Source organism: Planomonospora algeriensis (assembly GCF_977012225.1).
The window spans coordinates 1-25883 of the sequence record NZ_CDRNDK010000047.1; the positions used below are offsets into that span (position 1 = coordinate 1).

The window sequence follows — 25883 nt, forward strand, 5'->3', positions numbered from 1 at the left end:
GCCGGGCAGCAGCCAGAAGGCGAAGGCCCGGCCGTGGAAGGCCAGCAGCGCCGCGAGCGCCGCCGCGCCCGCGAGGACCGCCGGGGTGACCGCCGGACCGACCGCCGGGGTGTCCGACGGGCCGGTCGCCAGGGCGGCCAGGGCCGCGCCCCAGGAGAGGGCGAGCCCCCAGGAGCCCAGGCAGATCATCCGGTCCCACCCGCGCGCCAGGCGAGGCCGTCCGTCCTGCGGCGGAACCAGAGCCCCGCGTCGCGCACGATCCAGGAGACCAGCAGGCAGACCACCATCGGGTAGAGGCCGAACAGCACCTCGCCCTCGAGCCGCGGGTACACGCCGAAGAGCACGCCGGCCACGGCCACCAGCCACACCTCGCCCGCCAGGACGAACGGCGCCGCCGCGGCGACGATCCGGTCCCGGCCCTCCTGGGTGCGGCCGAGGACGGGCAGCAGCATGCCGAGGCCGATGTTCGCGCCCTCCAGGGCGAAGTAGCCGATCAGCAGGACGGCGAAGAGCACGGACCAGAGGATGTCCATCGGTGCCTCCTTACAGGCTCAGTGCGGGGGTGCGCTCGGGCGGCGGGAGCGGGGCGGCGCCCAGGGTGGCGGCGGCGGGGCCGCGGCGCACCAGACGGGCGATGAGCAGGTAGTCGACGACCGCGAGCAGGCCGAGCACGCCGGTGAAGGCCACCAGGGACGTGGTGATCATCGCCGGGGTGAGGCCGGGGGACATCGCGTCGGCGACGGTGAGCCTGCCGTACACCAGCCAGGGCTGGCGGCCGGCCTCGCGGGCGAGCCAGCCGAGGATCGCGGCCAGGAACGGCAGCGGGGTGATCAGCATCACGATCGGGTGCGCCCACCGCCAGCGCGGCAGCCAGCGGATGACGGGCAGCAGCACGAACAGCACGACGAGCTGGAGCAGGTAGCCGATCAGGATCATGAATCCGAGGCCGAGGCCGGCCAGGGGACTGTCGAACTTGCCCGGCTGGAACTCTCCGATCGGACCGAACTGTGCGTAGCCGAAGCCGACCGCGAGTACGGTGCCGAGCGCGGCGACGGCCACGCCCAGCCGGAGGGACTTGGTGAAGAACTCCTGCTCGGAAGTCCTGCGGAACAGCTGGTAGGCGCTGGCTCCCATGATCACGGATCCGCCGGTGAGCAGGGCCGCGCCGATCACGTGGGGCAGGGCCATGGCGAGCATGGGGTTGGTCAGCACCGCGCCGAAGTCCTCGACCACCAGCCTGCCGCCCCGCTCCACCGCCCCGGCGGGATTCTGCAGGAACGCGTTGGCCGCCATGATCCAGAACGCCGAGACGTAGGCGGTCAGCGCGACCATCCAGATGCACGCCAGGTGGAGGCGGCGGGGCATCCGGTGCCAGCCGAAGACCCACAGTCCGAGGAACGTGGACTCCAGGAAGAAGGCGACGAGCGTCTCGATCGCCAGCGGCGCGCCGAAGACGTCGCCGGCGTAGTGCGACAGCCCGCTCCAGCTCAGGCCGAACTGGAACTCCATCACCAGGCCGGTGACGATGCCGAGCGCATAGTTGATCAAGTAGATCTGGCCCCAGAAGCGGGTCATCCGCTCGTGGACCGGCTTGCCGCCGAAGGTCCAGAGGGTCTGCATGACCGCCACGAGGGGGGCCAGGCCCAGCGTCAGCACGACGAACAGGAAGTGCAGACTCCCCGTCGCCGCGAACTGCGTCCGGGCCAGGTCGAGTACGTCCACGGCGCCGCCTCCATCACATGTCTGTCTACCTATAGGCACTCTACATGTAGAGAGCCTACATGTAGGTTGCCTATGCGAGAGGTAAGGTGATGGACGTGAACACCGACGCGCTCCGCGGGCACATGGACGCCCTGCTGCTCTCCGTCCTGGAGCACGAGCCCCTGCACGGATACGCGATCATCGAGGCGCTGCAGGCCCGCAGCGGCGGCGCGCTCAGCGTGCCGACGGGCACGGTCTATCCGGCGCTGCGCAGGCTGGAGCAGGCGGGATACCTGGCCAGCGAGTGGGCCACGGTGGGCGGGCGCAAGCGGCGCACCTACCGGCTGACCTCGGCGGGCCGTACGGCCCTGGCCGGAGAACGCTCGGCCTGGCGGGAGTTCGCCGGCGTCATCGGCAGCGTGCTGGAGCCCCGCGCCACGAAGTGAGCGCGGGCGGGCGCCGGACCGCCGCCGGGCGCGCTCTCAGCCGGAGGGGACGCGGCGGGCGTCCGCTCCTGCGTCACCCGGCCGAGGTCCGCCGCCGGGTGAGGGAGAGGCAACGGGTCGCGCAGTAGAGCTGCAGGCCCCAGAACCCGTAGCTCACCGCCGAGGCGGCGAGACCGGGCGGATAACCGGAGAAGCCCGCCGGTCCGTTCGAGCCGTACATCAGGGCTCCGCACAGGACGAGCATGACCGGCATCATGGCCCAGACGAACAGCGCCAGCGCCCGGGCGACCAGTTGGGGCCGCCGGATCCTGCGCCGCCCCCGGCCGAGCGCGAGCAGGGCCAGCGCGCCGAGCATCCCGATGACCATCTGCGTGACGTCCACGGCGCGGGCCACCGGCACGAACCAGCCGGGCCAGGCGTCATGGGCGGCCGGAGCCGCCGGGAACAGCTTCCAGATCGCCGTCCACATGACCGCGGTGAGCGGCACGGCGAGGAAGAGCAGGGCGGCCAGTCTCCGGCCCGCGGCGACGGACAACTCCTCCTGGTAACCCGGGGCGATCTCGCGGACGGCGCCGAACTCCTCGACCGCGGCCCGCTCGGCCTCGGCCCGCTCCAGGCCGTCGCCCTCCAGGGCCTCCGCGGCGTCGAGCAGGCTGTCGCGGGCCTCGGCGACCAGGTCGAGCCTGAGCCCTCGCGGCCCGCGGAGCGTACGGCCGAGCTCTGCGACATAGTCGTCGATGACTCCGGCGTCCACCCTGTTCTCCCTGCTCGCGTGGTCTCCCGTCCACGGGTGCCCGGCGCCCATCATGGTCGCTGCCCGGTGCCCGCACATCAGGGAGGACCCTGATCTGTCCCCGGATCCAGACCAAGGGCAGCCAGTGTTGCCATGGACCGATCGACACGTTCTGCCAACATTTTTCCATTTCACTATTCGTCCACCTATAGAGGGACGTTAAGGAATCAAAAGACCTCTACGCTCCTGCCCATGCGTGCTTTATCCCGGGCGTTCGCCGCCCTCGCGGCCGTAGGCGTCACCGCCGCCGGCGTCGCCACTCTCACCACGACCCCGGCCCTGGCCGCGCCGGGCGCCGTCGTCATCAGCCAGGTTTACGGCGGCGGCGGCAACAGCGGCGCGCCGTTCGCCAACGACTTCGTCGAGCTGTTCAACCGCAGCGCGGCGCCCGTCTCCCTGGACGGCTGGTCCGTCCAGTACGGCAGCGCCACCGGCACCGGCACCTTCGGTTCCAACCTGGTGGCCCTGTCCGGCACGCTCGAGCCCGGCCGGTACCACCTGCTCCAGCTCGCCGGAGGCGCGACCGGCGCCGCGCTGCCCGCCCCCGACGGCACCGGGACCGTCAACCTGAGCGGCAGCGCGGGCAAGGTCGTCCTGGCCCGCTCGGCCGAGGGCCTGGCCTGCAACGGCGGTTCGGTGCCCTGCACCCCCGAGCAGACGGCGCTCATCGCCGACCTCGTCGGCTACGGCACCGCCAACTACTCCGAGGGCGCCCCGGCCCCCGCCCTGTCCAACGGCACGGCCGGGCTCCGCAAGGACCACGGCTGCACCGACACCGACGTCAACGTCGCCGACATCGAGGCCGCCGCCCCCGCGCCGCGCAACCGGACCACCGCCCCGGCCCCCTGCGGCGACGCGGAGCCCACGCCCACCCCGACCGCGACTCCGACGGTGACGCCGACCGTCACACCGTCCCCGACGCCGACGACCGCGCCGTGCGAGACCCCCGCCACCCACCAGATCGCCCAGGTGCAGGGGAGCGGCGACGCGAGCCCGCTCGCCGGCCAGACGGTCCGGGTCGAGGGCGTGGTGACCGCGGACTTCCAGGAGCCGAACCAGCTCAGCGGATTCTTCGTGCAGGACCCGACCCCGGACGCCGATCCGGCCACCTCCGAGGGCCTGTTCGCCTTCGCCCGCTCGTCCTTCAAGGACGTCAAGGTCGGTGACCGCGTCCTGGTCACCGGCAGGGCCGTGGAGTTCAACGGCTGGACCGAGCTGTCGCCGGTCACCGCCGTGGACGTCTGCGGCACCGGCACGATCACCCCCGTGAAGCAGAGCCTGCCGCGCCCCGAGGGCGCCACCTTCGAGCGGGTCGAGAACATGCTCGTCACCTTCCCCGAGCCGCTCACCGTCAGCGACCACTACAACCTGGCCCGCTACGGCGAGATCAACCTCTCCTCCGAGGGCCGGATCTACCAGCCGACCGACCGGCCGGGCGTGAGCGCCGCGCTGAACGCGCGCCGCACCCTGCTCGTGGACGACGGCTCCGGCGCGGAGAACCCGCCGGTCGTGCCGTACACCGACCCGCGCGCGGTCCGGCTCGGTGACACCACGCTCGGCGTCACCGGCGTGATGGGCTACGGCTTCGGCAAGTACCGTCTCCAGCCGACCAAGCCGGCCGGCTTCCTGCGCACCAACCCGCGCCTGCCCAAGCCGTTCCCGGTGGTCGGGAACGTCAAGGTGGCCAGCTTCAACACCCTCAACTGGTTCACCACCCTGGGCTCGCGCGGCGCGAACACCGCCGAGGAGCAGCAGCGGCAGCTGGCCAAGCTGGTCGCGGCGCTGAAGGGCATGGACGCCGACGTCGTCGGCCTCATGGAGGTCGAGAACAACGGCCAGACCGCCGTCCAGGCACTGGTCGACGCGCTCAACGCCCAGGTCGGCGCGGGCACCTACGCGGCACTGACCCACCCCTACCCGGGCACCGACGTGATCCACGTGGCGATGATCTACAAGCCGGCCAAGGTCCGGCCGGTCGGCGCGGCGCAGTCCTCGACCGACCCGGTCTTCCGGCGGCCCCCGCTGATCCAGACCTTCCGCCGTCCCCAGGGCGGCCAGTCGTTCACCGTCCTGGTCAACCACTTCAAGTCCAAGGGCTGCGACGGCGCCACCGGCGCCGACGCCGACGCCGGTGACGGGCAGAGCTGCTACAACGGCGAGCGCGTCCGCCAGGCCCAGGCCACGCTGGGCCTGATCGACAGCCTGGACCTGCCCGGCCCGCTGGTCCTGGGCGACCTCAACGCCTACGGCGAGGAGGACCCGATCGACGCGCTCGAGGCCGGCGGCCTGACCAGCGTGACCAAGAGGTTCGTCCCCGCCCCGCTGCGCTACAGCTACCTGTTCGAGGGCCAGGTCGGCGAGCTCGACCACGCGCTGGTCGGCAGGGACCTGCTCAAGCGGGTCACCGGCGCGACGATCTGGCACATCAACTCCGACGAGGCCAGGGCGCTCGACTACAACATGGAGTACAACCCGCCGGGCCTCTACCGGCCCGACGCGTTCCGCTCCTCCGACCACGACCCCGTGGTCATCGGTCTGACCCTGCCGGGCGGCAGGCGCTGACCCGACGCCTGCCGGCGTCATCGAGAGGGCCCGTCCCGCGCCGTACCGGCGGGGCGGGCCCTCCGCGCTCCCGGTGATCCCCGGGCGCCCGGAGGCCCGTCACCGTACCGGAGGCCCGTCACCGGCCCGCCGGTACGGCGCGGGCCTCCGGGCCCGGCCGGAAACCGGGTTCCCTCTGCCCAGAGCGGATCCGCCCCAGGCGGATCGCGTCGACGCCGGTCCGGACCGCCTCGCATGATGGGCGCATGAGCGGAGAATCGAATCTTCCACTGTTCGACGCGCGGGTGCGGCGCGAACTCTACGACCAGCGCGTCCTCGTCCTCGACGGCCCTCTCGACGACGACAACGGGACACTGCTGGCCACGCAGCTGATGGCACTCGCCGCGCATGACGCGTCGGCGGACATCGCATTGTGGATCCACTCGCCGGGCGGGTCGGTCCCCTCGATGCTCGCGATCCGCGACATCATCCGGCTCATTCCCTGCGACGTATCGACCCTCGTGCTGGGCATCGCCTACAGCGCCGGGCAGTTCCTGCTGTCATCGGGGGCCCGCGGGAAGCGCCGGGCCCTGCCGCACGCACGTGTCCTGATGCACCAGGGTTCGGCGGGGATCGGCGGCACCGCGGTCGACATCGAACTGCAGGCCGGCGACCTCCGGCACACTCGCGACACGGTGCTCGGTCTCATCGCCGAGGACACGGGGCAGCCCGTCGAGCGCATATTCGAGGATTCGCTGCACGATCGCTGGTACACCGCGCAAGAGGCCCTGGACTACGGCTTCGTGGACGCGATCGTGCGGGATTTCGACGAAATCGCGCCGCGCAACCGACCGCGGCTCGGATTCGACGTCACCGAAGGGGCCGTCCGGTGACCACGTACACGATTCCGAACGTCATCACCCACAATTCCCGCGGCGAGCGGATCATGGATGTCTACTCGCACCTGCTCACCGAGCGGATCATCTACCTGGGGACCGCGATCGACGCGGGCGTCGCGAACGCGCTCATCGCGCAGCTGATCTTCCTGGAGTCGGACAACCCCGATGCCGAAATACAGTTCTACATCAACTGCGAAGGCGGGGATCCGAGCGCGATGCTCGCGATATATGACACCATGCGCCATATCCGTCCGCGGGTCTCGACGACCTGCGTCGGACAGGCCGTCGCGGTGGGCGCCGTCCTCCTCGCCGCGGGCGCCGAGGGGAAACGCGCCGCTCTCCCGCACGCACGAGTGATCCTGCACCAGCCGGCCGCCCAGGGGCGCGGGGCGATCCCCGATCTCATCCTCCAGGCCGACGAGGTCGTCCGTGTCCGGGCGGACATCGAGCGCATCCTGTCACGGCACACCGGCCAGACGATCGAGACCCTGCGCGCCGACACCGATCACGATCGCGTGTTCACCGCGACCGCGGCCCTGGAGTACGGACTCCTCGATCAGATCATCGAGGAGCGTCCATAGGCCGATGGATCATCCCGGCAGGTCGGGCTACGCGGCCAGGGCGTACGCCGCCGAGCAGGTGGCGCCTCTCGACGCGCCGCTCTGAGCGGACCGCAGGCTCTCGGCGACGGCGAGGGTCAGATCGACCAAGGTCACGTCCAGCGCCCCGGCGACCGCGGCGATCATCTCGCTCGACGGCTCTTTGAGGCCTCGTTCCATCTCGGAGAGATACTGCGGCGAGACCCCGGCGCGACGCGCCGTCTCGCTCAGTTTCTCGCCCCGCTCGTGACGGAGGCCTCTGAGGCACTCACCGAGCGCGTGCCGCCACAGCGGCTCGCGGGCCGGAGACGGCTTGGAGGCGGTCCGACCGGTCGCCGGACGCAGCGGCGGGATGGAGGAGGCCATGGCCTCACCTTAGGCAGCCGGCGCGTTCGATTCCGGCTCGATCCGCGCAGAGCGGAATCGTCCCCGTCTCCTCGGGTCCGCCCGAGGGCCGATCGGAAGGCCGGTTTCCCCGGAGTACGGAGGGATGGAATGCTCAGCGCGGGTACGCAGTTATGCGAGCCGTACAGACGCAGACACAAGAGGAGCCAGTGGTGGCGACCATCGAGGTAACCGAGAAGAACTTCAACGAGATCGCCGACCAGGGGATCGTTCTGCTGGACTTCTGGGCGGCCTGGTGCGGGCCGTGCCGCACGTTCGGCCCGATCTTCGAGAAGGCCTCCGAGAAGCACGGCGACATCACGTTCGGCAAGATCGACACCGAGGCGGAGCAGGCGCTGGCGCAGGGCTTCGACATCACCTCGATCCCCACGGTCATGGCCATCCGCGACGGCATCGTCGTCTTCGCCCAGCCCGGCGCGCTGCCCGCCCCGGCGCTGGAGGACCTGATCACCCAGGTCAAGGCGCTCGACATGGACGAGATCCGGGCCGAGCTCGCCAGCGAGCTGGGCGCCCAGCAGAACTGACGGGCGGAGGCGGGCGCCCGCCCCGGGCGCCCGCGGTGCTTCAGGCCGACCGGTAGAGCTCCGCCACGCGGAAGGCGAGGTCCAGCGACTGGCTCCGGTTGAGGCGCGGGTCGCAGGCCGTCTCGTAGCGCAGCGACAGGTCGCCCTCGGCGATCTCGTGGCCGCCGCCCACGCACTCGGTGACGTCGTCGCCGGTGAACTCGATGTGGATGCCGCCGGGGTGCGTGCCGAGCGCGCGGTGCACCTCGAAGAAGCCGACCACCTCGTCCAGCACGTCGTCCAGGCGGCGGGTCTTGTGGCCGCTGGGCGCCTCGAAGGTGTTGCCGTGCATCGGGTCGCAGATCCAGGCCACCTGGGCGCCGCTCGCGGTGACCTTCTCCACCAGCTCGGGCAGGTGCTCGCGGATCTTCGACGCGCCCATCCGGGTGATGAACGTCAGCCGGCCCGGCTCGTTGTCCGGGTTCAGCTTCTCGATCAGGGTGAGGGCCTCCTCGACCGTGGTGGTCGGGCCGAGCTTCACGCCGATCGGGTTGCGGATGCTCGCGAAGAACGCCACGTGCGCGCTGTCGAGCTGGCGGGTGCGCTCGCCGATCCAGACCATGTGCGCCGACACGTCGTACGGCAGGCCGGTGCGGGAGTCGATCCGGGTGAGCGCCTGGTCGTAGTCGAGGATGAGCGCCTCGTGCGAGGAGTAGAACTCGACCGTGTGGAACTCCTCGGGGTCGGCCCCGCAGGCGTGCATGAACGCCAGCGCCTGGTCGATCTCGCGGGCGAGCTGCTCGTAGCGCTTGCCGGCCGGGGACTCCGCCACGAAGTCCTGGTTCCACGCGTGCACCTGGCGCAGGTCGGCGTAGCCGCCCTTGGTGAAGGCCCGGACCAGGTTCAGCGTCACCGCCGAGGAGTGGTAGGCGCGCAGCAGCCGCCAGGGGTCGGGGATGCGGGACTCGGGGGTGAAGTCGAGCCCGTTGACCATGTCGCCGCGGTAGGCGGGCAGCTCCACGCCGCCGCGGACCTCGGTGCCCTTGGACCTCGGCTTGGCGAACTGCCCGGCCATGCGGCCGATCTTCACCACGGGCACCTTCGCCGCGTAGGTGAGGACGATGGCCATCTGCAGCAGGGTCTTCAGCTTGTTGCGCACGTCGTCCGCGGTGGCTCCGGCGAAGGTCTCGGCGCAGTCTCCGCCCTGGAGCACGAAGGCCTCGCCCCGCGCCACCGCCGCCAGATGCGCCTTGAGGCTGTCGCACTCCCCGGCGAACACCAGGGGAGGCAGCCCTTCGAGCTCGGCGACGACCTTCTTCAGCTCGTCGCGGTCGGGCCATTCGGGCTGCTGAGCCGCGGGCAGCCGCCGCCAGGAATCCAGGTTGATGCTCACGCCCACCAGGCTATTGCAAGCGGTCGGGCGGACTGGCCGTAATGTCCACGGACTGAGAAGGTCTTTCCCCCTGGTGAGACGCGGCCGGGGTCCGCACGTGCTCGGGAAGCACGCCCAGGCCGATGAAACGGCGGGCCGCGGCGCCGGCCAGCGGGAAGCGGGCCAGCGGGGGAATCCGCACCGGCCGGGCGGGTCCCGACAGGACGGGCCGTATCAACCGGTTCTGGACGAGGCGCTGGGCGAACTGGGTGACCGCCGTCGGCGGGGTGCGCCGCCGCTGCACCCGGGCGAGCAGTGACTCGGGGATCTCGCCGCCGGCCAGCAGCGGCCCCGCCAGCAGGTTGGCGGCGGCGACCGCGTCCTGCACGGCCAGGTTGATGCCGACGCCGAAGATCGGGGACATGGCGTGCGCGGCGTCGCCGATGACCAGCAGGCCGGGCCGGTGCCAGCGGCGCAGCCGGTTGAGCGCCACCGACAGCACGCTGACGTCGCCGAAGTCCTCGATCAGGCCGACGCGGCCGGACAGGTACGGCAGCATCCCGGCCACCGGCCGGCGCAGCGCGTCGATCCCCCGCGCCCGCAGGGCGTCGAAACCCCCCTTGGGGATCACGTAGGCGAGCTGCCAGTAGGTCCCGCGGTCGATCGACACGATCAGGTGGCCGGCGGAGGCCCGCAGGAACGTCTCGCCGGGGTCGGACGGCTCCCGGGGCAGCCGGAACCAGAGCACGTCCATCGGCGCGCCGTACTCGGCGGGGACCAGCCCGGCGGCCCGGCGCACGTCGGAGCGGCGGCCGTCGGCGGCGACGGTGAGGGTCGCCCGGAGCTCGTGCTCGCCCTCCGGGTCGCGGTAGCGGACCCCGCGCACCGCGTTCCCCTCCCGGATCACGCCGGTGACCTCCGCGTTCATGACGAGCTCGAACCCGGGGTACCGCGCGGCCGCGGAGGTGACCAGGTCGAGGAAGTCCCACTGCGGGACGAACGCGATGTAGCGGTAGGGGCCTTTCAGCCGGGACAGGTCGGCGACCGGGACCTCGGCGTCGTCGGTCCTGATCGTCATGCGGTACGCCTTGCGGTGCGGGAGCCGGTGGAACTCCTCGGCCAGGCCGAGCTCGTCGAGGACCTGCAGGGTCGAGGGATGGATGGTGTCGCCCCGGAAGTCGCGCAGGAAGTCGGCGTGCTTCTCCAGCAGCGTCACCCGGACGCCGGAGCGGGCCAGCAGGAGTGCGAGCACCGCCCCCGCCGGGCCGCCCCCGGCGATCACGCATGTGGTTCGATTCATAATTCATCACCTAGTGAAATTATGGCACGGGCCGGACGCGGACGGAAGAGGGCCCCGGCGGCACGCCGACGGCGCGGCGCGGAGGGCCGGAGACCCGGCCGGATCCGCCCGGCGGGGGACGCGCCCGGCGGGCCCGCTGCGGGAGAGTGTCCGGCATGACCGTCTACGAGACCGAGCGGCTGGTCGTCCGCCTGTGGAACGGAACGCGGGACGACCTGGACCGGATGACCGACATCTACACGCGGAAGGAGGTGGCCCGCTGGCTGCCGCCCTTCGACGGTTTCGACGCGGCCAGGGCGGTGGAGAACTGGCGGGCCTTCCACGAGAGGGACCGGAGCTACGGCTCCTGGGCCGTGCAGGTCCGCGCCACCGGGACGGTGGCCGGGACCGTGCTGTTCCGGCCGATCCCGGGAGGCGGGGGAGAGGTGGAGGTGGGCTGGCACCTCCACCCGGACTCCTGGGGGAACGGCTACGCCACCGAGGCCGCCCGCGGCGCCGTGGAGCGGGGGTTCGCCGCCGGGCTGCCGGAGGTGTACGCGCTGACGATGCCGGGCAACGAGGCGTCCATGGCCGTGTGCCGCAGGCTGGGCATGGACCACCTCGGCCGGACCCGTCGCTTCTTCGACCTGGAGGCGGAGCTGTTCCGCACGCCTCCGCGGCCCCGCATCCGCGACCTGCGGGCCTGCGGAGATGCCGGATCGCACCGATAGTCGGTTACACCTCGTTACGAGGGGGTAACGCTAAGAACGAACCGTCATCGGGGGGATGAGAAATGATCAGCATGCTTCACAGGATGGGTGTGAAGTCCGGCATGATGTACACCGCCGGGATAGCGTCGATCGGCCTGTCGTTCGCGACGTGGTGGGCCTCGAAGAACAAGGAGAACGCGGGCCTCGACCGGGCGGACCGCTGGGGCATCTTCGTGGGCGAGTGGGCGCCGACCTTCTTCGCCATGGGCGTCGCGCTCCGCATCGAGGAGACGCACCGCGACCTTTCGCAGGGCGGGGAGCGCGAGATGCTCGACGGCACCTACGCCGAGGGCAGGATGCCCTCGCACGCCAGGGTCTGAACCCCGGCGGCGGAGACCGGCGGGCGGGCCGCCCCTTCCACGGGAAGGGCGGCCCGCCCTGTCTTTCCACCCTGCCTTCTCCGGCCGCGCGGTAGTCGGCCGTCCGTGCCCGGCGGCGGCACGCCTGCCCGGAGTCGGCTGTCCGGCTCCGGGCGGGCCGGGCGGTTCAGCGGGCCGAGACGACGTCCAGCGCGCGGGTGAGGTCGGCGACGGCGCCGTCGCGGATCGGGGCGTAGTCCTCCTCGGGGTACTGCCGGGGCCCGTTCTCGGCGAGCAGGATCAGATCCAGGTAGAGGCGGTAGAGCGCCATCCGGACGCGGGCGCCGTCGTCGAAGGGCACGACCCCGCCCGCCTCGCGGTAGCCGGCCACGATCGGGGCGTCCTCGGTCAGCTCGCCGAAGATCGTCGGAGTGACGAAGTCGGCCAGCGGATCGCCCCAGAACGCGCGCTCGTGGTCGATGATCGCCTGGACGCGGGGGCCGCCGCCCTCCGGGGAGACGAAGACGTTGCCCGGCCAGACGTCGAAGTGCACCAGGCGGGGCGTGGTCACCTCCTCCAGGGCCTCAGCCGCGGCCTCGACCGCCGCGGCGACGGCGGCGGCCGGGACGGGCAGCGGGACGGCGTGGCGGTCGGCGTCCTCCAGCACCGCGCCGACCATGGCCAGGAAGGCCGCACGCCAGGTCGGGCCGGTCAGCTCGGCGTGCGGGTAGCCGTACGTCTCGCCGGTCACCGCGTGCAGCCGGGCCAGGCAGGCGCCGACCTGGTGCCACAGCGGCTCGGCGGGCACCTGCCCGGCGCGGTTCCAGGCCGTGCCGTCCAGCGCCGACAGGACGAGGTAGTCGCCGCCGAGCACCGGGTCGTCGAACCCGGCGTGCAGCAGTTCGGGGCCCGGCAGGCGGGCCGTGCGGTACACCATCGCCTCGGCGCGCAGCAGGTTGCGCTCATAGCGCAGCTGCTCCAGCTCGGGCGGGGGCGAGAGCTTGAGCACCACCTCGCGGCCGTCGTCGAGGGTCAGCCGCCACACCGCGTTGGCGAACCCGTCGCTCAGTTCGGCGAAGGAGGCGACTCCGGCGCCCAGGGACCGCCGCAGCAGCGCGTCGAGCTCGGCCGGGCCGAGCCGGCGCTTGGTCCTGCTCTCCATCGGCTCACCCCTCCAGCGGGGAGATCGTCCAGGAGGCCTCGGTCTTCTCGCCGGGCTGCAGCACGATCAGGTCGGTGCCGGAGTTGAAGGCGTCGGGCGGGCAGGTCATCGGCTCGACGGCCAGCCCGGCGTGGTCGAGGGCGCTGCCGGTGCACACCTGCACCCACGGCATCTCCGCGGCCTGCCAGCGCATCTCGACTCCGCCGTCCGGGCCGCTCACCCGGACCCGGACGAGGCCGTCGGCGTCGGGCAGGAGCCCGGTGAAGGCGTGGTCCACGGCGGTGCCGCCGACGGCGCGGGGCGCGGTGAAGTCGTACGGCGTGCCGGAGACGTCCTCCAGCGAGCGGGGGAGCAGCAGGTCGTCCACGAGCAGCACCCGCTCGGCGGGCAGGTGCAGGCCGTACTCCTCGACGTTCCCGCCGGCCAGCAGCCACGGGTGCGGGCCGCAGCCGTACGGCGCGGCGGTCTCACCGGTGTTCTGCGCCGTCAGCGTCGTCGTCAGCCCGTCGGGGGCCAGGGAGTGGAGCACCTGCAGGGACAGGGTGAACGGGTAGCCGGGGACGGGGCCGACCGTGTACGCCAGCCGTACGGAGTCGCGGGGGGCGCCGGGATCGAGATCGTCCTGCACCGCCTCCCAGTCGGCGTCGGCGACCAGCCCGTGCAGGGCGTGGCCGCGATCCTCCTCGTTGACCGGGAGCCGGTGGGTATCGCCGCCGAAGGAGTAGGAGGCGCCGCCGACCCGGTTGGGCCAGGGCGCGAGCAGGGCGCCGCTGTAGTAGGGCATCGGCCGCCGGCGGGCCAGCTCGTCACCAGGTCGCGCCCGCCGTGGCGGAGCAGCCGCAGGGCCGCGCCCCGCTCGGTGATCTCGGCGTGCAGCGTGCCGCTGCGGAGGGTGAACTGCCGGGACAAGGGGGGTCCTTTCAACGACCGAGCGTGAAGACCGGCATGACGGAGACATACCTGCCTGCATCTTTCCAGTCCGGTCGGCCATCTCGGCGGCCGGATCGGTGGGAGCGCTCCCAAATGGGACACGCTAGGGATTCCCGGGCGGCTAGTCAACCGATGTGCGAGCTTCGGCCCGCCGAGTCCGACGGGATACACATCCGGGTGTATCCCGCCCGTATCGCGATCGGCGCCCGGCTCCGTAACGTGGCCGCGGCCACCGCCGCAGGAACGGCCGCGCGGGGCACGTCACCGGGAGCGCCGCCATGGAGCACGTCGTCCTCGCCTGCCGGGCCCTGCTGGCGGTGATCTTCACCGTGTCCGTCCTCGGCAAGATACGGCGGAGGGAGGACTACCGCCGCTTCGCGGACACCGTCGGCCGCCTGGCGCCGGTCCGGCTGCCGCTGCCCGGCGGGATCACGGGCGCGCGGATCGCGGTCCTGGTCCTGGCGGCCGAGGCGGCCGTGCCGCTCCTCGCCGCCGTGCCCGGCACGGCCGGATGGGGGCTGCTCCTGGGAGCCGTTCTGCTGCTGGTGTTCGCCGGGGTGCTGGCCCGCGCCGTGCACACGGGCTACGGCGGCGCCTGCCGCTGCTTCGGAGACTCCGGCCGGCCGGTCGGCCGCGCCCAGGTGGTCAGGAACCTCCTCCTGGGAACCGCCGCCCTCGTCGGAGCCGGGCTCGCCGTGCGAGGCGGTGCGGCTGGCGCGGTCGGCGCCGAGGGACCGCCGCGGCGCTCCTCGCCGGGGCCGTGCTCGGAGTGATCACTGTCCTCGCCGACGACATCGGAGACCTGTTCCGACCCGTACGCCCCCTGGAGGCCCCTTCCGATGCCCGACCTTCCCCCGCTCCCCGGTGGGCCGACCACCGGGACAGCTGACACCGCCCGCAGACCCCCGGCCCGGACGAGCGCGGCGGGGGCCGCCGCGGCGCTGGCTCTGGCGTGGCGGGCGAGCCGGCGGCTCACGGCCGTCTTCGCCCTGCTCTCCCTCCTGGGGGCGGCACTGCCGGTCGCGACGGCGTGGCTGACCAAGTCGGCGATCGACGTCATCGTCCGGGGCGAGGCCACGGCCGCGGTCCTCACGGCGCTCGGGACGGCGCTGGCGGTCTGCGGCGTGCTGGCCGCCGTGGTGCCCCAGGCCGCGCAGTACGCCAAGGAGGAGACCGGCCGCAGAGTCGGGCTGGTCGCCCAGGACCGCCTCTTCGCGGCGGCCGAGCGCTTCGTGGGGCTGGCCAGGTTCGAGGAGCCCGTCTTCCTCGACCGGCTCCGGATGGCGCAGCAGCACGGCGCCACCACGCCGGGCCTGGTCGTCTCCGCCACCCTCGGCGCCGCGAGGACCCTGATCACCGGAGCGGGGTTCCTCGGCTCCCTGCTGGTGATCAGTCCCTGGATGACCGCGGTGGTCCTCGGTGCGGCCGTCCCCTCGCTCGCCGCCGAACTCTGGCTGGCGCGGCGCCGCGCGGCGATGCTGTGGCGGATCGGTCCGGCCGAGCGCAGGGAGTTCTTCTTCCGGGAACTCCTCGTCAACGTCCAGGCGGCCAAGGAGCTGAGGCTGTTCGGCATCGGGGCCCACATGCGGGAGCTGATGAACGACAGGCGGAGGGTCGCCAACGCCGAACGCGACCGGGTGGACCGGCGTGAGCTGCGCGTCCAGGCCGCGGCCGGCCTGTTCGGCGCGCTCGCCGCGGGGGGCGGGCTGGTCTGGGCGCTGCACGCCGCCGCCGGAGGCGCCCTCACCATCGGCGACGTGTCGCTCTTCGTGGCGGCCGTCGCCGGGGTCCAGGGCGCGCTCACCGGGTTGGTCGTGGAGGTGGCCCTGGCCCACCAGCAACTCCTGCTCTTCGACCACTACCTGGCCGTCCTCGGCAGCGGACCCGACCTCCCCGTCCCGCGCGCACCCCGGCGTACCGAACCGCTCGGCCGCGGCATCGAACTGCGCGACGTGTGGTTCCGCTACTCGCCGGAGCACCCGTGGACCCTGCGCGGGCTCACGCTCACGATCCCGTACGGCAGGGCGGTCGGGCTGGTCGGCAGGAACGGGGCGGGCAAGAGCACGCTGGTCAAGCTGCTGTGCCGGATGTACGACCCGGAGCGCGGCGCGATCCTGTGGGACGGGGTGGACATCCGGGAACTGGACCCGGCCGAGCTGAGAACGCGGATCGGAGCGGTGTTCCAGGACTACATGCAGTACGACATGACCGCGGCGGAGAACATCGGACTGGGCGACCTCGCCCACCTGGAGGACCGGGAGCGGATCGAGGCGGCCGCCCGGAGGGCCGGCGCGCACCGGTTCGTCGCCGGGCTCCCCGGCGGCTACGGGACCCTGCTCTCCCGGATCTTCATCCAGGGCGACGACCTCGGAGAGGAGACCGGGAACGCGGCGACGGGCGTGCTCCTGTCCGGAGGGCAGTGGCAGCGGCTCGCGCTGGCCCGTGCCTATCTGCGGGGCGAACGCGACCTGCTGATCCTGGACGAACCCGGATCCGGCCTGGACGCCGAGGCGGAGTACGAGATCCACGCCGGGCTGCGCGAGCACCGGCGCGGACGGACCAGTGTGCTCGTCTCGCACCGCCTGGGCACCTTGCGCGACGCGGACCTGCTCATCGTCCTGGACGAGGGACAGGTGGCCGAGCAGGGCACCCATGCCGAGCTGCTGGCCCGCGACGGGATCTACGCCAGGCTGTTCGCGCTGCAGGCCGAGGGCTACCGGGCGGAGGAGCCCGCGCTGGCCGGTCCGCTCCCGGCCGCCCCGCCGGGTGCGCGGAGCGACGGATGAATCGTTCTCCGAGGCCGCGCCGGGATACACGCGGGCGAGTATCGCCGTTGTACGAATTCAATTGCAGACTCGTTTAGGTTTTCAATATCCGCTGATCGAGAGGAGAAAAGAAATGGGTCCCTGCTTCTGCTACTCCGGTGTCTGGTGCTGCATCAGCAACGGCACCATCTACTGCCAGGGCTACTGCTGATCGGATCGCCGTGACGGGCGGCGGGTGCGCCGGGATCCGCTCCACGGGGATTCCGGCCCCCGCCGCCCTCCTCTTCGGGTATCCGCGGGCCGGAAGGAGGGGAAAGCACTCCTTCCGCTGTTCCGGCATCAACACGAGGTGTCGTGCGGCGGTGATTCCCTGCTCCTGCGGAGGCCGCCGCCGATCGGAGAACGGAAGGCGGAGGAGGCGCATCCGGAAAGGGCGGTCCCCTCCGTCCGGATGTCTCCGCGATATCGCTGGTTTCGACAAGGACGGGATATGCTCTTTCTCACCGTGCTCGTGCTTCTGGTGGGCGTCGTGTCCACGCTCAATCTCTTCTTCACCGTCAGGACCACCCGCCTCCTGACCGCCCGGCCGGCCCCGGCCGGGGAGCCCGGCGTCCCGCAGCTGTTCGCGCCGGTCGGCGAGGTCATCGGTCCCCTCGGGGCGGTGACGGCCGACGGCACGGTGCGGCACAGCGCCGTCCTGTCCTCCGGCCGGACCCTGGTCGGCGTCTTCTCGGTGCGCTGCCCTCCGTGCGCCGAGCGGGTACCGGAGTTCCTGGAACTGGCGAAGAACCACCCGCACGGCCGGGACGCCGTGCTGGCCGTCGTCGTCTTCAACGGCGACGACGACCCCTCGGAGTACCGGGACCTGCTCAACCCGGTGGCGCACGTCATCGTGGAGAAGTACGAGGGGCCCACCATGAGGGCCCTGGGCGTGAAGGGGTTCCCGGCCCTCGCCGTCCTGGACGGTCAGAGCAGGGTCCTGGCCGCGGGCACGGTCCTCTCCCACATCGAACCGGCGCTCTGAACCCTCCGCGAGGGTCGCTCCGCCCGGGGCGGGTCACCCGCCCCGGGCGACCTCCGCGGCGAAGGCGCGGACCAGGCCGCCCACCACGTAGCGCCGCTGCTCCACGGGCTCGATCAGCCGGAGGTCGGCCAGCCGGCCGAGAGCGGCGGAGGCCGTCACCTCGTCGCAGGCCAGGTGACGCGCGGCTCCGGCGGGAGTCAGTTCCGGGAGCTCCGCCGTACCCAGGTGCCGGAAGAGGGCGGCGGCCGCGGCGTTCACCGGCCCTTCGCCGGAGAGCAGCGCCCGGTGATCGATCTCGATGCTCTCCCGCACCGGCAGGTCGCCGTTGTCGAGGAGGTCCAATCGGTGACGCGTGTCCGACAGCAGGTCGGCGAAGGCCGCGAGAGACCACTCGCGCCGGGCGGCGAGCCGGGTGCCCGCGGCCCGGAGCGGGCGGGGCAGCCGTTCGCAGAGGTCGGCGATCCGGTTGGCGGAGGCGGGGTCGGTGTCGATGCGGTCCGCGCCGCAGAGGAACGCCAGCATCTCGCGGGCGGCGTCATGGGAGAGCGGGGAGAGTTCGACCTGCTCGACCCCGCTGAGGGTGGTGAGCATGGCCCGGCTGGTGGTGATGACCGTGCATCCCTCGCACGCGGCCAGCAGGGGACGCACCTGGCGGTCGTCGGAGGCGTTGTCCAGGAGGACCAGCGGGGCGTCGTCGCCGATGCGGAGCCGGAGCACCTCCGCCGCCTGGGACAGGTCGTCGGGGACGTGCTCGGCGGGCATTCCGAAGGCCACCAGGAACCGGGCCAGGGCCCGGGCGGGATCGAGGGGGGCGGCTCCGGTCTGGGTTCCCTGCAGGTCGACGTAGAGGTGCCCGCCGGGGTGCTCGGCGGAGAGCAGCCGGAGGACCTGCCCGGCGAACGCCGACTTGCCGACACCGCCCGGGCCGTGCACGGCGATCCTGACGGGGCCCTCCGCCTCCCTGATCCGGTGGACGAGCGCCTTGAGCACGCGGTCCCGGCCGACGAAGCCGCACCCCTGGCGCGGGAGCATCCTCGGGACCCGGGGGCGGGTGCCGAACGGGTCGGGCCGCCGGACGGGCGCGGGGGCCAGCGCGGGGTCGCGGCTGAGCAGCCGGCGATGGAGCGCGACGAGCTCGGGACCGGGTTCCAGGCCGAACTGCCGGCACAGTACGGTGCGTGCCTGATCGTACGCGGTGAGCGCGGCCGTGACATCACCCGTCCGGTACAGGGCGATCATGAGCTGGCCCCACAGCCTCTCCCTGGTGGGATGCTCGGAGACCGCCTCCCTGAGGCCGGGGATCATCTCGGCGTGCTCCCCCAGTGCCAGACGCGCCTGCGCGAGGTCCTCGATGGCGAGGCAGCGCTGTTCGGCCAGGACCGTCAGCCGTGATGAGAGCTCCACGGTGCGGGGCACGTCCTCGGCCTCCACTCCGCGCCAGAGACCGAGGGCGGACGACAGATGCCGCACGGCCGTCTGCGGGTCGGTCCCGGCCAGCGCGGCCCGGCCGAGCCGTACGTGCTCCGTGAAGTCCGTGACGTCGAGCTCCCCGCGGGGAACCTCGAGCATGTAGCCGGGAGTGCGGGCGACGAGCCGGTCGTGGTGTTCGGCCAGGGCGTCGCGCAGGCGGTTGACGTAGGTCCGCACGTTGGCCACCGCGGAGCGGGGCGGCCGGTCCTCCCAGACGGTCGTGATGAGACGGTCGAGGGAGACGACCCGGTTGGCGTCCAGGAGAAGGGCGGTCAGCAGGACACGCTGTTTCGGTGAGCCCAGATGAACGGGGCGGCCGGAACGGCGCACCTGAAGCGGACCCAGCAGGTTGAACCGCAGGCTCATCTGACCTCCACGCATGGACGCCGGGTTGATGTCCCCGTTTTCCCGGACGCAGGATAAATCAGATCATATCAATTCAAGGTCTGACTGGAGAAGCGTTTCCTGATTTATCATCGATTAATTCACGGTCATTGTCGGGTGCTTCCTGGATCCGTGACTTCGCGGGCTTTCCCGGCGCGGCCGTCCGGCAGCGGTAATTGACGGGGAGGCCATGTCATTCCGGCGGGGCCATTCCGCCCGATGCGACGGATCCCCCGCGGGCGGTTTCACCGACCGGCCGGGAACGCGGCGGTTCCCGGCCGGCAGGGAACGGCGAGGCGGCAGGGAAAGGGGCGGGCGAGAGGCCGGCGGGAACGCGGGCAGGGGGCGAGCACGCCGGTGCTCGCCCCCTGCCGGGAATGGGCCCCGCCCGGAGTCAGGCGGAATCGCGCTCGACCAGATGGGTGTCGAGTATCACCACGGGCTGCTCAAGGTGCTCGCCGTTGATGCGGGCGACGAGCAGGTGGGCCATCTGGCGGCCCATGGCCTCGGTGGGCTGGTGCACCGTGGTGAGGCTGGGGGAGGAGTGGGCCCCGGCGGGGGAGTCGTCGAAGCCGATCACCGCGACGTCGCCGGGGATCTCCCGGCCCTCCTCGCGCAGCACCCGCATCGCGCCCAGCGCCATCGGATCGGAGGCGGTGAAGACCGCGTCGATGTCGGGGTTCTCCGCCAGCAGCCCGCGCATGGCGAGGATGCCGCTCTCCTCGCTGAAGTCGCCGTAGGCCACGATCTCCGGCACGCCGGTGGCGAGCAGGGCGTCCCGGTAGCCCGCGAGGCGGTCGACGCCCACGCCCATGTCCTGCGGGCCGGCGATGGTGGCGATCCGGCGGCGGCCCTTGGCCAGGAGGTACTTCACCGCCTGTCGGGCGCCGGCCCGGTTGTCGACGTCCACATAGCTGTAGGGGCTCAGGCCGATGGGGCGGCCGCCGATGACGGTCGGCACGCCCATCGCCTCCAGCCGGCCCGGCAGCGGGTCGGCGCCGTGCAGCGAGATCAGCAGCACCCCGTCGACGTGCTGACCGGTCAGGTAGAGCTCCAGCCGCTCGTGGTCCTGCTTCGACTGGGCCATCGCCAGGATCAGCTGCAGCCCGGTCTCCGACAGCGCCGAGCCGATGCCGCGGATCGTCCCGGCGAAGTAGGGCTCGTCGAAGACCCGCAGCTCCGACTCCGAGACCACCAGCGCGACGGTGTCGGTCCGCCGGGTGACGAGCGCCCGGGCGGCCCTGTTGGGAACGTAGCCCAGCTCCTGGATCGCCTGGTGCACCGCGTCGCGGGCCTTCTCGCTCACCTTCGGTGAGCCGTTGATGACCCGCGACACCGTGCCGCGGCCGACGCCGGCCAGAGCCGCGACCGCCTCGAGAGTCGGACGACGATCGCCGTTCATGTGCTTCGCCCCCATGGATAATGTGCTGCCCTTATTCTGCCGGACCGCTCAGGCCTCCGCGCCTGATGGTTTCGGCATACCAAAGAGCGCTCTCCTTGGGAACTCTCACCTGGGTCTCATAGTCGACGTGCACGAGGCCGAAGCGCTTGCCGTACCCCCACGCCCACTCGAAGTTGTCCATCAGCGACCAGGCGAAATATCCCTCGAGCGGGACCCCCGCCTCGATCGCGGCGTGGCAGGTGCGCAGGTGGGCGGCGATGTAGTCGCGCCGCTCGTAGTCCCGCACGGCGCCGTCGTCGGTCATGACGTCGTCGAAGGCGGCGCCGTTCTCGGAGATGACCAGCGGGACCGCCGGGTACTCCCGGGCCAGCCGGACCAGGAGCTCGTAGAGACCGGAGTCGTCGATCTCCCAGCCCATGGCCGTGACCGGGCGGCCGCCCTGGACGAACGAGACGTGCTCGCTGCCGACCCACGGGGAGCCGGTGTCGGTGGGCGCGGCCGCCGCCGACGCCGCGCCGCCGGGCGTGCCCGAGACGGTGAAGCGGCTGTAGTAGTTGATCAGCAGCATGTCCAGCGGGGCCGAGATCACGTCCAGGTCGCCGTCCTGGGCGAAGTCCGCCATCGCGCCGAAGTCCTCCAGCACGTCGGCGGGGTAGGAGCCCTTGAGCAGGGCGTCCAGGAAGAACCGGTTCTGCAGGCCGTCGATGCGGCGCGCGGCGTCCTGGTCGGCCTCGGAGTCGGTCTGCGGTGAGATCGCGTAGAGGTTGACGCAGCCGCCGATCCGGGTGTCGGAGCGCTGGGCCCGCATGGCCTCCACGGCCAGGCCGTGCGCGAGCAGCAGGTGGTGCGCGGCGCGCAGGGCCTGGGCCGGCTCGCGCCGCCCGGGGGCGTGCTCGCCGGAGGCGTAGCCGAGGAACGCGGCGCACCACGGCTCGTTGACCGTGCTCCAGTTGCGGACCCGGTCGCCCAGGGCGTCGTGCACCAGGCCGCGTAGTCGGCGAAGCGCCGCGCGGTGTCGCGCGAGGGCCAGCCGCCCGCGTCCTCCAGCGTCTGCGGCAGGTCCCAGTGGTAGAGCGTCACCCAGGGGTCGATGCCCCGGGAGAGCAGCTCGTCGACGAGCCTGCTGTAGAAGTCGATGCCCTTGGCGTTGGCCGGGCCGGTGCCGTCCGGCTGGATCCGGGGCCAGGAGACGGAGAATCGGTAGGCGCCGAGGCCGAGGCCGGCCATCGTCTCCACGTCCTCGCGGTAGCGGTGGTAGTGGTCGATGGCCACATCCGCGTTCTCGCCGTTGACCACCCTGCCGGGCTGCCGGACGAAGGTGTCCCAGATGGAGGTGCCGCGGCCGCCCTCGGAGACGGCGCCCTCGATCTGGTAGGCGGAGGTGGCCGCGCCCCAGACGAAGCCGGTCGGGAACACCAGATCCGGGCTCTGAATCTGCGTATCCTGCGTTGTCACGCCTTGACCGCACCTTCCATGAGTCCGCCGACGATCTGCCGGCCGAACACGACGAAAACGATGACGAGCGGGAGGACCGAGGCCGCCGTGCCGGTGAAGAGCATGACGTAGTCGGTGCCGTGCGCCTGGTTGAGCGCCGCGATCGAGGTCTGCACCACCGGGTTGTCCGGGTTCAGCACGATCGACGGCCACAGGAACTCGTTCCAGTTCTGCATGAAGGTGAGCAGGGCCAGAACGGCCATGCCGGGCCGTACCGCGGGCAGGATCACGTTGGCGTAGATGCGCATGGTGGAGGCGCCGTCGACGCGGGCCGCCTCGACGAGCTCGTCCGGCACGGCCTGGGAGGTGTACTGCGTCATCATGAACACGCCGAACCCGTTGACCAGGAACGGCAGGATCACCGCCTGGATCTGGCCGGTCCAGCCGAGGTTCACCATCATCTCGTAGAGCGGGACGATGCCCATCTGCTGGAGCGGGACCATCATGGTCAGCAGGATCGAGCCCAGCAGGATCTTGCTGCCACGGAACTTCAGCTTGGCGAAGGCGAAGCCGGCCAGGGTGGAGATGAGCACCACCGAGACGGTCACCGTGGTCGAGATGATGATCGAGTTGATCAGGCCGGTGGCGAAGTACGCCTGGTCGGCCTCGAGCAGCCGCTGGACGTTGTCGCCGAGGTTGCCGCCGGGCAGCAGCGGCGGCGGGGTGTCGAGCGCCTCGCTGTTGCTCCGCGTGGCCATGATGAACATGTAGTAGATCGGGAAGGCCGACAGCACGAGGGCGAAGGCCAGGACCGCCTTCGTCAGCGGGCCCGCGTCCCAGATGCGGTTCGCGGCGGACGCGGGACCCGACGAGCGCCGCCGGGATTGGATCGCGGTCACTTTTTACCCCCGATGCGCCGGGTGAAGGAGTAGTTGATCAGGATGCCGAGGAGGATCAGCGCGAACAGCATCCAGGCCGCCGCAGAGGCGTAGCCCATGTCGAAGTCGCGGAAACCCTCCTTGACGATGAACATGGCCACCGTCTGGTACTGGCCGGTGGCGCCGCCGGCCATCGTCGGGTTGCCCTCGAACATGACCGGTTCGGCGAACAGGGTCAGGCCGCCGATGGTGGAGACGAACACCACGAAGATGAGCGTCGGGCGCAGCATCGGCACGGTGATCTGCCAGAACTGCCGCCGGGGCGAGGCGCCGTCGAGGGAGGCGGCCTCGTAGAGGTCCTTGGGGATCGTCTGCATGGCGGCCAGCAGGATGATCGCGTTGTAGCCGGTCCAGCGCCAGTCGATCATCGTGGCGATGGCGATCCACGCCGACCAGCTCTGGTTCTGCCACTCGATGGCCTCGACGCCGAACAGGCCGAGGAACCAGTTGATCATGCCGTAGTCGCGGCCGTAGAGTTGGGTGAAGACCACCGCGACCGCGACGACCGAGGTCACCAGCGGGAGCAGGATGCCGAGGCGGAAGAAGAGCCGGCCCCGGATGCGCTTGTTGAGGGCGTTGGCGAGCGCGAGCGCCATGACGAGCTGGGGGATCGTCGCGATGACGAAGATCCCGACGGTGTTGACCACCGCGTTCCAGAAGGACTCGTCGGCGATCAGCTCGATGTAGTTGTCGATGCCGATGAAGGTCTTGTCCCCGGCGAGCTCCCAGTCGTGCAGGGACACCCAGGCGGTGTAGCCGAGCGGGAAGAGGCCGAAGAGCGTGAAGAGCAGGAAGTACGGCGAGACGAGGAAGTAGGGGGTCGCCCGGAGGTCGAACCTGGCCAGTCCGTTGCCGCCCCGTCCGGAACCCCGGTGCCCGGCCGACCGGCTGGGGCCGGTCCGCCGCGCGGGGGCGGGAGTGTCGACGTTCAGTGTCATCGGTGAGCCTTTCAGCGAAGGGCAGGCGACGGGCCCGGCGGCGGGGTCGCCGCCGCCGGGCCCGTGCTGATCGGGATGGGGATCAGCCCGCTGCCTTGGTGCCGGCCTCGACGAACTTGGTCCAGGCCTCGCCGTAGGGGATCGAGCCCTTGTCCATGCCCTCGAGGACCTTCTCCGCGGCGGTCTTCACCTGGGCGTGCTTCTCACCGAGGAAGACCGGGAGCAGGCCCTTGGTCGAGTCGCCGAAGATCTTGCCGACCGGAGCGTCGTTGAAGTACTCGTTCTTCTTGTCCGCGACCGCCGGGTCCTGCTGGGCGGGCAGGGAGCTCGGGAAGGCGTTGGCCTCCTGGAAGGCCGCGATGTGGCCCTCCTTGCCGGCGAGGTAGTTCAGGACCTCGGCGGCCTCCTTCTGGTGCTTGCTCTGCGCGGGCACCGCGAGGTAGGAGCCGCCCCAGTTGCCGGCGCCGCCGGGAACCGCGGCCACGTCCCAGTTGCCCTTGTTCTCCTCACCGGCGTTGTCGCTGATCACGCCGAGCATCCAGGCGGGGCAGCCCATGACGGCGAAAGCGCTCTTCTTGGTGCCGGCGCTCCACTCGTTGGTGAAGGAGGCCAGCTTGGCGGTCAGGCCCGCCTCGCTGAAGGACTTCACCGTGTCGAACGCGGTCTTGACGGCCGGGTTCTTGTCGATGACGAGCTGGTTGCTGGTGTCGAAGTAGGCGATGTTGCCGTTCTTCGGCGCTTCCTGGTTCAGGATCACGTTGTAGAGCGTGTTCGGGCCGTCGAGGAACTTGGTGTCCGGGACCTTCTCCTGGAACTTCTTGCCGGTCTCCATGAAGGCGTTCCAGTCCGGCCAGAGCTTGCCGACCTCTTCGCGCTCGCTCGGCAGACCGGCCTTCTCGAACAGGTCCTTGCGGTAGCACATCGCCATGCCGCCGATGTCGGTGCCCAGAGCGAAGAGCTTGCCGTCCTTGTTGATGCCGTTGTCCCACTTGGCCGCGGGGAAGTCGGCCTTGCGGCTCTCCAGCCCGAACTGGCCGAGGTCGGCGAAGAACTGCGGGCGGGCCTTCATCAGGCCCATGGCGCCCTCGTCGAGGCCGACGATGTCGCCGGTGCCGCTGCCGGCCTGCAGCTTCTGCAGCAGCTGGGGCAGGTAGACGTCCTCGAACCGGTCGGTCAAGTTCTCGTGCTTGACCTGGATGTTCGGGTGCTCGGCGTTCCACTTCTTGACGGCCTCGGTGTAGCCGAAGTTGGCGCCGCCGCCGAAGGTGTGGACGGTGATGGTGACCGGCTCGGTCGCCGCCGCCGACGAACCGCCGCCGGCGGCGGGCGTGGGCTCGCTCGAACCGCAGGACGTGATCGCAAGGGCGGTGGCCGCCATGACCGCTACTGCGGCGAGCTTGCCCTGCCGCTTGGTGTTCAACATTCCGGACCCCTCTCAGGTGGTCGCCCGAATCGATGGGAGGTGCAGCCGCGGCCGGTCCCCGACAACCCGGGCTGCGGCTGGCTGCTCTGCAACATGCTTTGGGAGCGCTCCCACGAAGAGTGGACGATAGGCAACCGGAACGTCAATATGCCGAAACTCAACCGTTACATCTCGGTCTTAAACCTAGGACATATAGCGGTTTATCAGTACATAAGCCTCAGATAGGCTGTTGGGAGCGCTCCCATAACGCGAGCATGCCTCCGGATTCTCGCGGCGGCGGGAGGCGGAGACCTCTGTGCCCGGACAGCGGTCCGGGGGCCGGAGAGCGGAGCCGGGCCCGGGCGGTGGAGGGCCGCGCCGAGAGCCGGAAGAGGTACGGCTCGCGCGAGCCGTACCCCTTACCCGG

At 71.4% G+C, this 25883-nt stretch carries 23 protein-coding genes and 2 pseudogenes; 10 read left to right on the top strand and 15 right to left on the bottom strand.

The genetic code is table 11. The features are described from left to right. From ACWJ6R_RS08095 to ACWJ6R_RS08105, 3 genes and pseudogenes are all read right to left on the bottom strand, one after another. Positions 1 to 189 (bottom strand): annotated as a pseudogene (locus tag ACWJ6R_RS08095) (cytochrome d ubiquinol oxidase subunit II); the annotation flags it as partial. After that, a complete protein-coding gene (locus tag ACWJ6R_RS08100; RefSeq protein WP_449061592.1) occupies positions 186 to 533 on the bottom strand; it encodes a cytochrome d ubiquinol oxidase subunit II in 348 nt (115 codons plus the stop codon). The pseudogene ACWJ6R_RS08095 and the gene ACWJ6R_RS08100, both read right to left, overlap by 4 nt. A 10-nt stretch (positions 534 to 543) precedes the next feature. Beyond that, the gene (locus ACWJ6R_RS08105) at positions 544 to 1722 is read right to left on the bottom strand and encodes a cytochrome ubiquinol oxidase subunit I (protein ID WP_449061593.1); all 1179 of its coding nucleotides are present in this window, start codon (positions 1720 to 1722) and stop codon (positions 544 to 546) included. Positions 1723 to 1811: 89 nt separating this feature from the next. On the opposite strand from ACWJ6R_RS08105, the gene ACWJ6R_RS08110 reads away from it, so the two are divergent. After that, on the top strand, positions 1812 to 2147 hold the full coding sequence (locus tag ACWJ6R_RS08110) for a PadR family transcriptional regulator (protein WP_449061594.1): 336 nt from the start codon (positions 1812 to 1814) through the stop codon (positions 2145 to 2147). A gap of 73 nt (positions 2148 to 2220) precedes the next feature. Here ACWJ6R_RS08110 and ACWJ6R_RS08115 read toward each other — a convergent pair whose 3' ends face one another. Beyond that, entirely contained in the window at positions 2221 to 2901 is a 681-nt protein-coding gene (locus ACWJ6R_RS08115; protein WP_449061595.1) for a permease prefix domain 1-containing protein, read from the bottom strand. A 231-nt stretch (positions 2902 to 3132) separates the two neighbouring features. Here ACWJ6R_RS08115 and ACWJ6R_RS08120 point away from each other — a divergent pair, with 231 nt between their 5' ends. The 3 genes from ACWJ6R_RS08120 (at position 3133) to ACWJ6R_RS08130 (ending at position 6961) form a co-directional block, all read left to right on the top strand. Next, positions 3133 to 5502 carry an ExeM/NucH family extracellular endonuclease gene (locus tag ACWJ6R_RS08120; RefSeq protein WP_449061596.1) on the top strand — a complete coding sequence of 790 codons (2370 nt, stop codon included), beginning with the start codon at positions 3133 to 3135 and terminating at the stop codon, positions 5500 to 5502. 245 nt (positions 5503 to 5747) lie between these two features. Continuing rightward, the gene (locus ACWJ6R_RS08125; RefSeq protein ID WP_449061597.1) at positions 5748 to 6374 is read left to right on the top strand and encodes a ClpP family protease; all 627 of its coding nucleotides are present in this window, start codon (positions 5748 to 5750) and stop codon (positions 6372 to 6374) included. Continuing rightward, positions 6371 to 6961 (top strand): ClpP family protease, encoded by a 591-nt coding sequence (locus tag ACWJ6R_RS08130; RefSeq protein ID WP_449061598.1) that lies wholly within the window; start codon positions 6371 to 6373, stop codon positions 6959 to 6961. The genes ACWJ6R_RS08125 and ACWJ6R_RS08130 overlap by 4 nt, the downstream gene beginning before the upstream one ends. Positions 6962 to 6988: 27 nt before the next feature. Here ACWJ6R_RS08130 and ACWJ6R_RS08135 read toward each other — a convergent pair whose 3' ends face one another. Beyond that, positions 6989 to 7345, bottom strand: coding sequence for a helix-turn-helix domain-containing protein (locus tag ACWJ6R_RS08135; protein ID WP_449061599.1), 357 nt, complete (start codon positions 7343 to 7345; stop codon positions 6989 to 6991). Between the two features lie 191 nt (positions 7346 to 7536). Between ACWJ6R_RS08135 and trxA the strand changes: the two genes are divergently transcribed. Beyond that, positions 7537 to 7908, top strand: a complete 372-nt coding sequence (gene trxA / locus ACWJ6R_RS08140; protein WP_449061600.1) for a thioredoxin — start codon at positions 7537 to 7539, stop codon at positions 7906 to 7908. Positions 7909 to 7948: 40 nt separating this feature from the next. On the opposite strand, the gene ACWJ6R_RS08145 is transcribed toward trxA, so the two are convergent. Both ACWJ6R_RS08145 and ACWJ6R_RS08150 read right to left on the bottom strand, forming a co-directional pair. After that, on the bottom strand, positions 7949 to 9280 hold the full coding sequence (locus tag ACWJ6R_RS08145) for a class II 3-deoxy-7-phosphoheptulonate synthase (RefSeq protein ID WP_449061601.1): 1332 nt from the start codon (positions 9278 to 9280) through the stop codon (positions 7949 to 7951). A 10-nt stretch (positions 9281 to 9290) separates the two neighbouring features. Continuing rightward, on the bottom strand, positions 9291 to 10559 hold the full coding sequence (locus ACWJ6R_RS08150; protein WP_449061602.1) for an FAD-dependent oxidoreductase: 1269 nt from the start codon (positions 10557 to 10559) through the stop codon (positions 9291 to 9293). A 155-nt stretch (positions 10560 to 10714) separates the two neighbouring features. Here ACWJ6R_RS08150 and ACWJ6R_RS08155 point away from each other — a divergent pair, with 155 nt between their 5' ends. Together ACWJ6R_RS08155 and ACWJ6R_RS08160 are read left to right on the top strand one after the other, a co-directional pair. After that, positions 10715 to 11269 (top strand): GNAT family N-acetyltransferase, encoded by a 555-nt coding sequence (locus ACWJ6R_RS08155; protein WP_449061603.1) that lies wholly within the window; start codon positions 10715 to 10717, stop codon positions 11267 to 11269. 83 nt (positions 11270 to 11352) lie between these two features. Next, positions 11353 to 11628, top strand: coding sequence for a hypothetical protein (locus ACWJ6R_RS08160; RefSeq protein WP_229798094.1), 276 nt, complete (start codon positions 11353 to 11355; stop codon positions 11626 to 11628). 166 nt (positions 11629 to 11794) lie between these two features. Here ACWJ6R_RS08160 and ACWJ6R_RS08165 read toward each other — a convergent pair whose 3' ends face one another. Both ACWJ6R_RS08165 and ACWJ6R_RS08170 read right to left on the bottom strand, forming a co-directional pair. After that, entirely contained in the window at positions 11795 to 12769 is a 975-nt protein-coding gene (locus ACWJ6R_RS08165) for a phosphotransferase family protein (RefSeq protein WP_449061604.1), read from the bottom strand. 4 nt (positions 12770 to 12773) lie between these two features. Further along, positions 12774 to 13553 (bottom strand): aldose 1-epimerase family protein, encoded by a 780-nt coding sequence (locus ACWJ6R_RS08170; protein ID WP_449061605.1) that lies wholly within the window; start codon positions 13551 to 13553, stop codon positions 12774 to 12776. Between the two features lie 424 nt (positions 13554 to 13977). Here ACWJ6R_RS08170 and ACWJ6R_RS08175 point away from each other — a divergent pair, with 424 nt between their 5' ends. From ACWJ6R_RS08175 to ACWJ6R_RS08185, 3 genes are all read left to right on the top strand, one after another. Next, the gene (locus ACWJ6R_RS08175; RefSeq protein WP_449061606.1) at positions 13978 to 14472 is read left to right on the top strand and encodes a MauE/DoxX family redox-associated membrane protein; all 495 of its coding nucleotides are present in this window, start codon (positions 13978 to 13980) and stop codon (positions 14470 to 14472) included. A gap of 66 nt (positions 14473 to 14538) precedes the next feature. Continuing rightward, the gene (locus ACWJ6R_RS08180; protein WP_449061607.1) at positions 14539 to 16485 is read left to right on the top strand and encodes an ABC transporter ATP-binding protein; all 1947 of its coding nucleotides are present in this window, start codon (positions 14539 to 14541) and stop codon (positions 16483 to 16485) included. A gap of 469 nt (positions 16486 to 16954) precedes the next feature. Continuing rightward, positions 16955 to 17488 (top strand): TlpA family protein disulfide reductase, encoded by a 534-nt coding sequence (locus tag ACWJ6R_RS08185; protein WP_449061608.1) that lies wholly within the window; start codon positions 16955 to 16957, stop codon positions 17486 to 17488. Positions 17489 to 17521: 33 nt separating this feature from the next. Here ACWJ6R_RS08185 and ACWJ6R_RS08190 read toward each other — a convergent pair whose 3' ends face one another. From ACWJ6R_RS08190 to ACWJ6R_RS08215, 6 genes and pseudogenes are all read right to left on the bottom strand, one after another. Next, the gene (locus ACWJ6R_RS08190; RefSeq protein WP_449061609.1) at positions 17522 to 19324 is read right to left on the bottom strand and encodes a BTAD domain-containing putative transcriptional regulator; all 1803 of its coding nucleotides are present in this window, start codon (positions 19322 to 19324) and stop codon (positions 17522 to 17524) included. Between the two features lie 412 nt (positions 19325 to 19736). Beyond that, positions 19737 to 20744: a LacI family DNA-binding transcriptional regulator gene (locus tag ACWJ6R_RS08195; protein WP_449061613.1), complete on the bottom strand. Its 1008-nt coding sequence runs from the start codon at positions 20742 to 20744 to the stop codon at positions 19737 to 19739. Positions 20745 to 20775: 31 nt separating this feature from the next. After that, positions 20776 to 22199, bottom strand: a pseudogene (locus ACWJ6R_RS08200) (GH1 family beta-glucosidase). After that, on the bottom strand, positions 22196 to 23077 hold the full coding sequence (locus ACWJ6R_RS08205) for a carbohydrate ABC transporter permease (RefSeq protein ID WP_449061610.1): 882 nt from the start codon (positions 23075 to 23077) through the stop codon (positions 22196 to 22198). The pseudogene ACWJ6R_RS08200 and the gene ACWJ6R_RS08205 overlap by 4 nt, the downstream one beginning before the upstream one ends. Beyond that, a complete protein-coding gene (locus tag ACWJ6R_RS08210) occupies positions 23074 to 24054 on the bottom strand; it encodes a carbohydrate ABC transporter permease (RefSeq protein WP_449061611.1) in 981 nt (326 codons plus the stop codon). Before ACWJ6R_RS08210 ends, ACWJ6R_RS08205 begins: the two co-directional genes overlap by 4 nt. An 82-nt stretch (positions 24055 to 24136) precedes the next feature. Continuing rightward, positions 24137 to 25477, bottom strand: a complete 1341-nt coding sequence (locus ACWJ6R_RS08215; RefSeq protein ID WP_449061612.1) for an ABC transporter substrate-binding protein — start codon at positions 25475 to 25477, stop codon at positions 24137 to 24139. Positions 25478 to 25883: the final 406 nt, after the last annotated feature.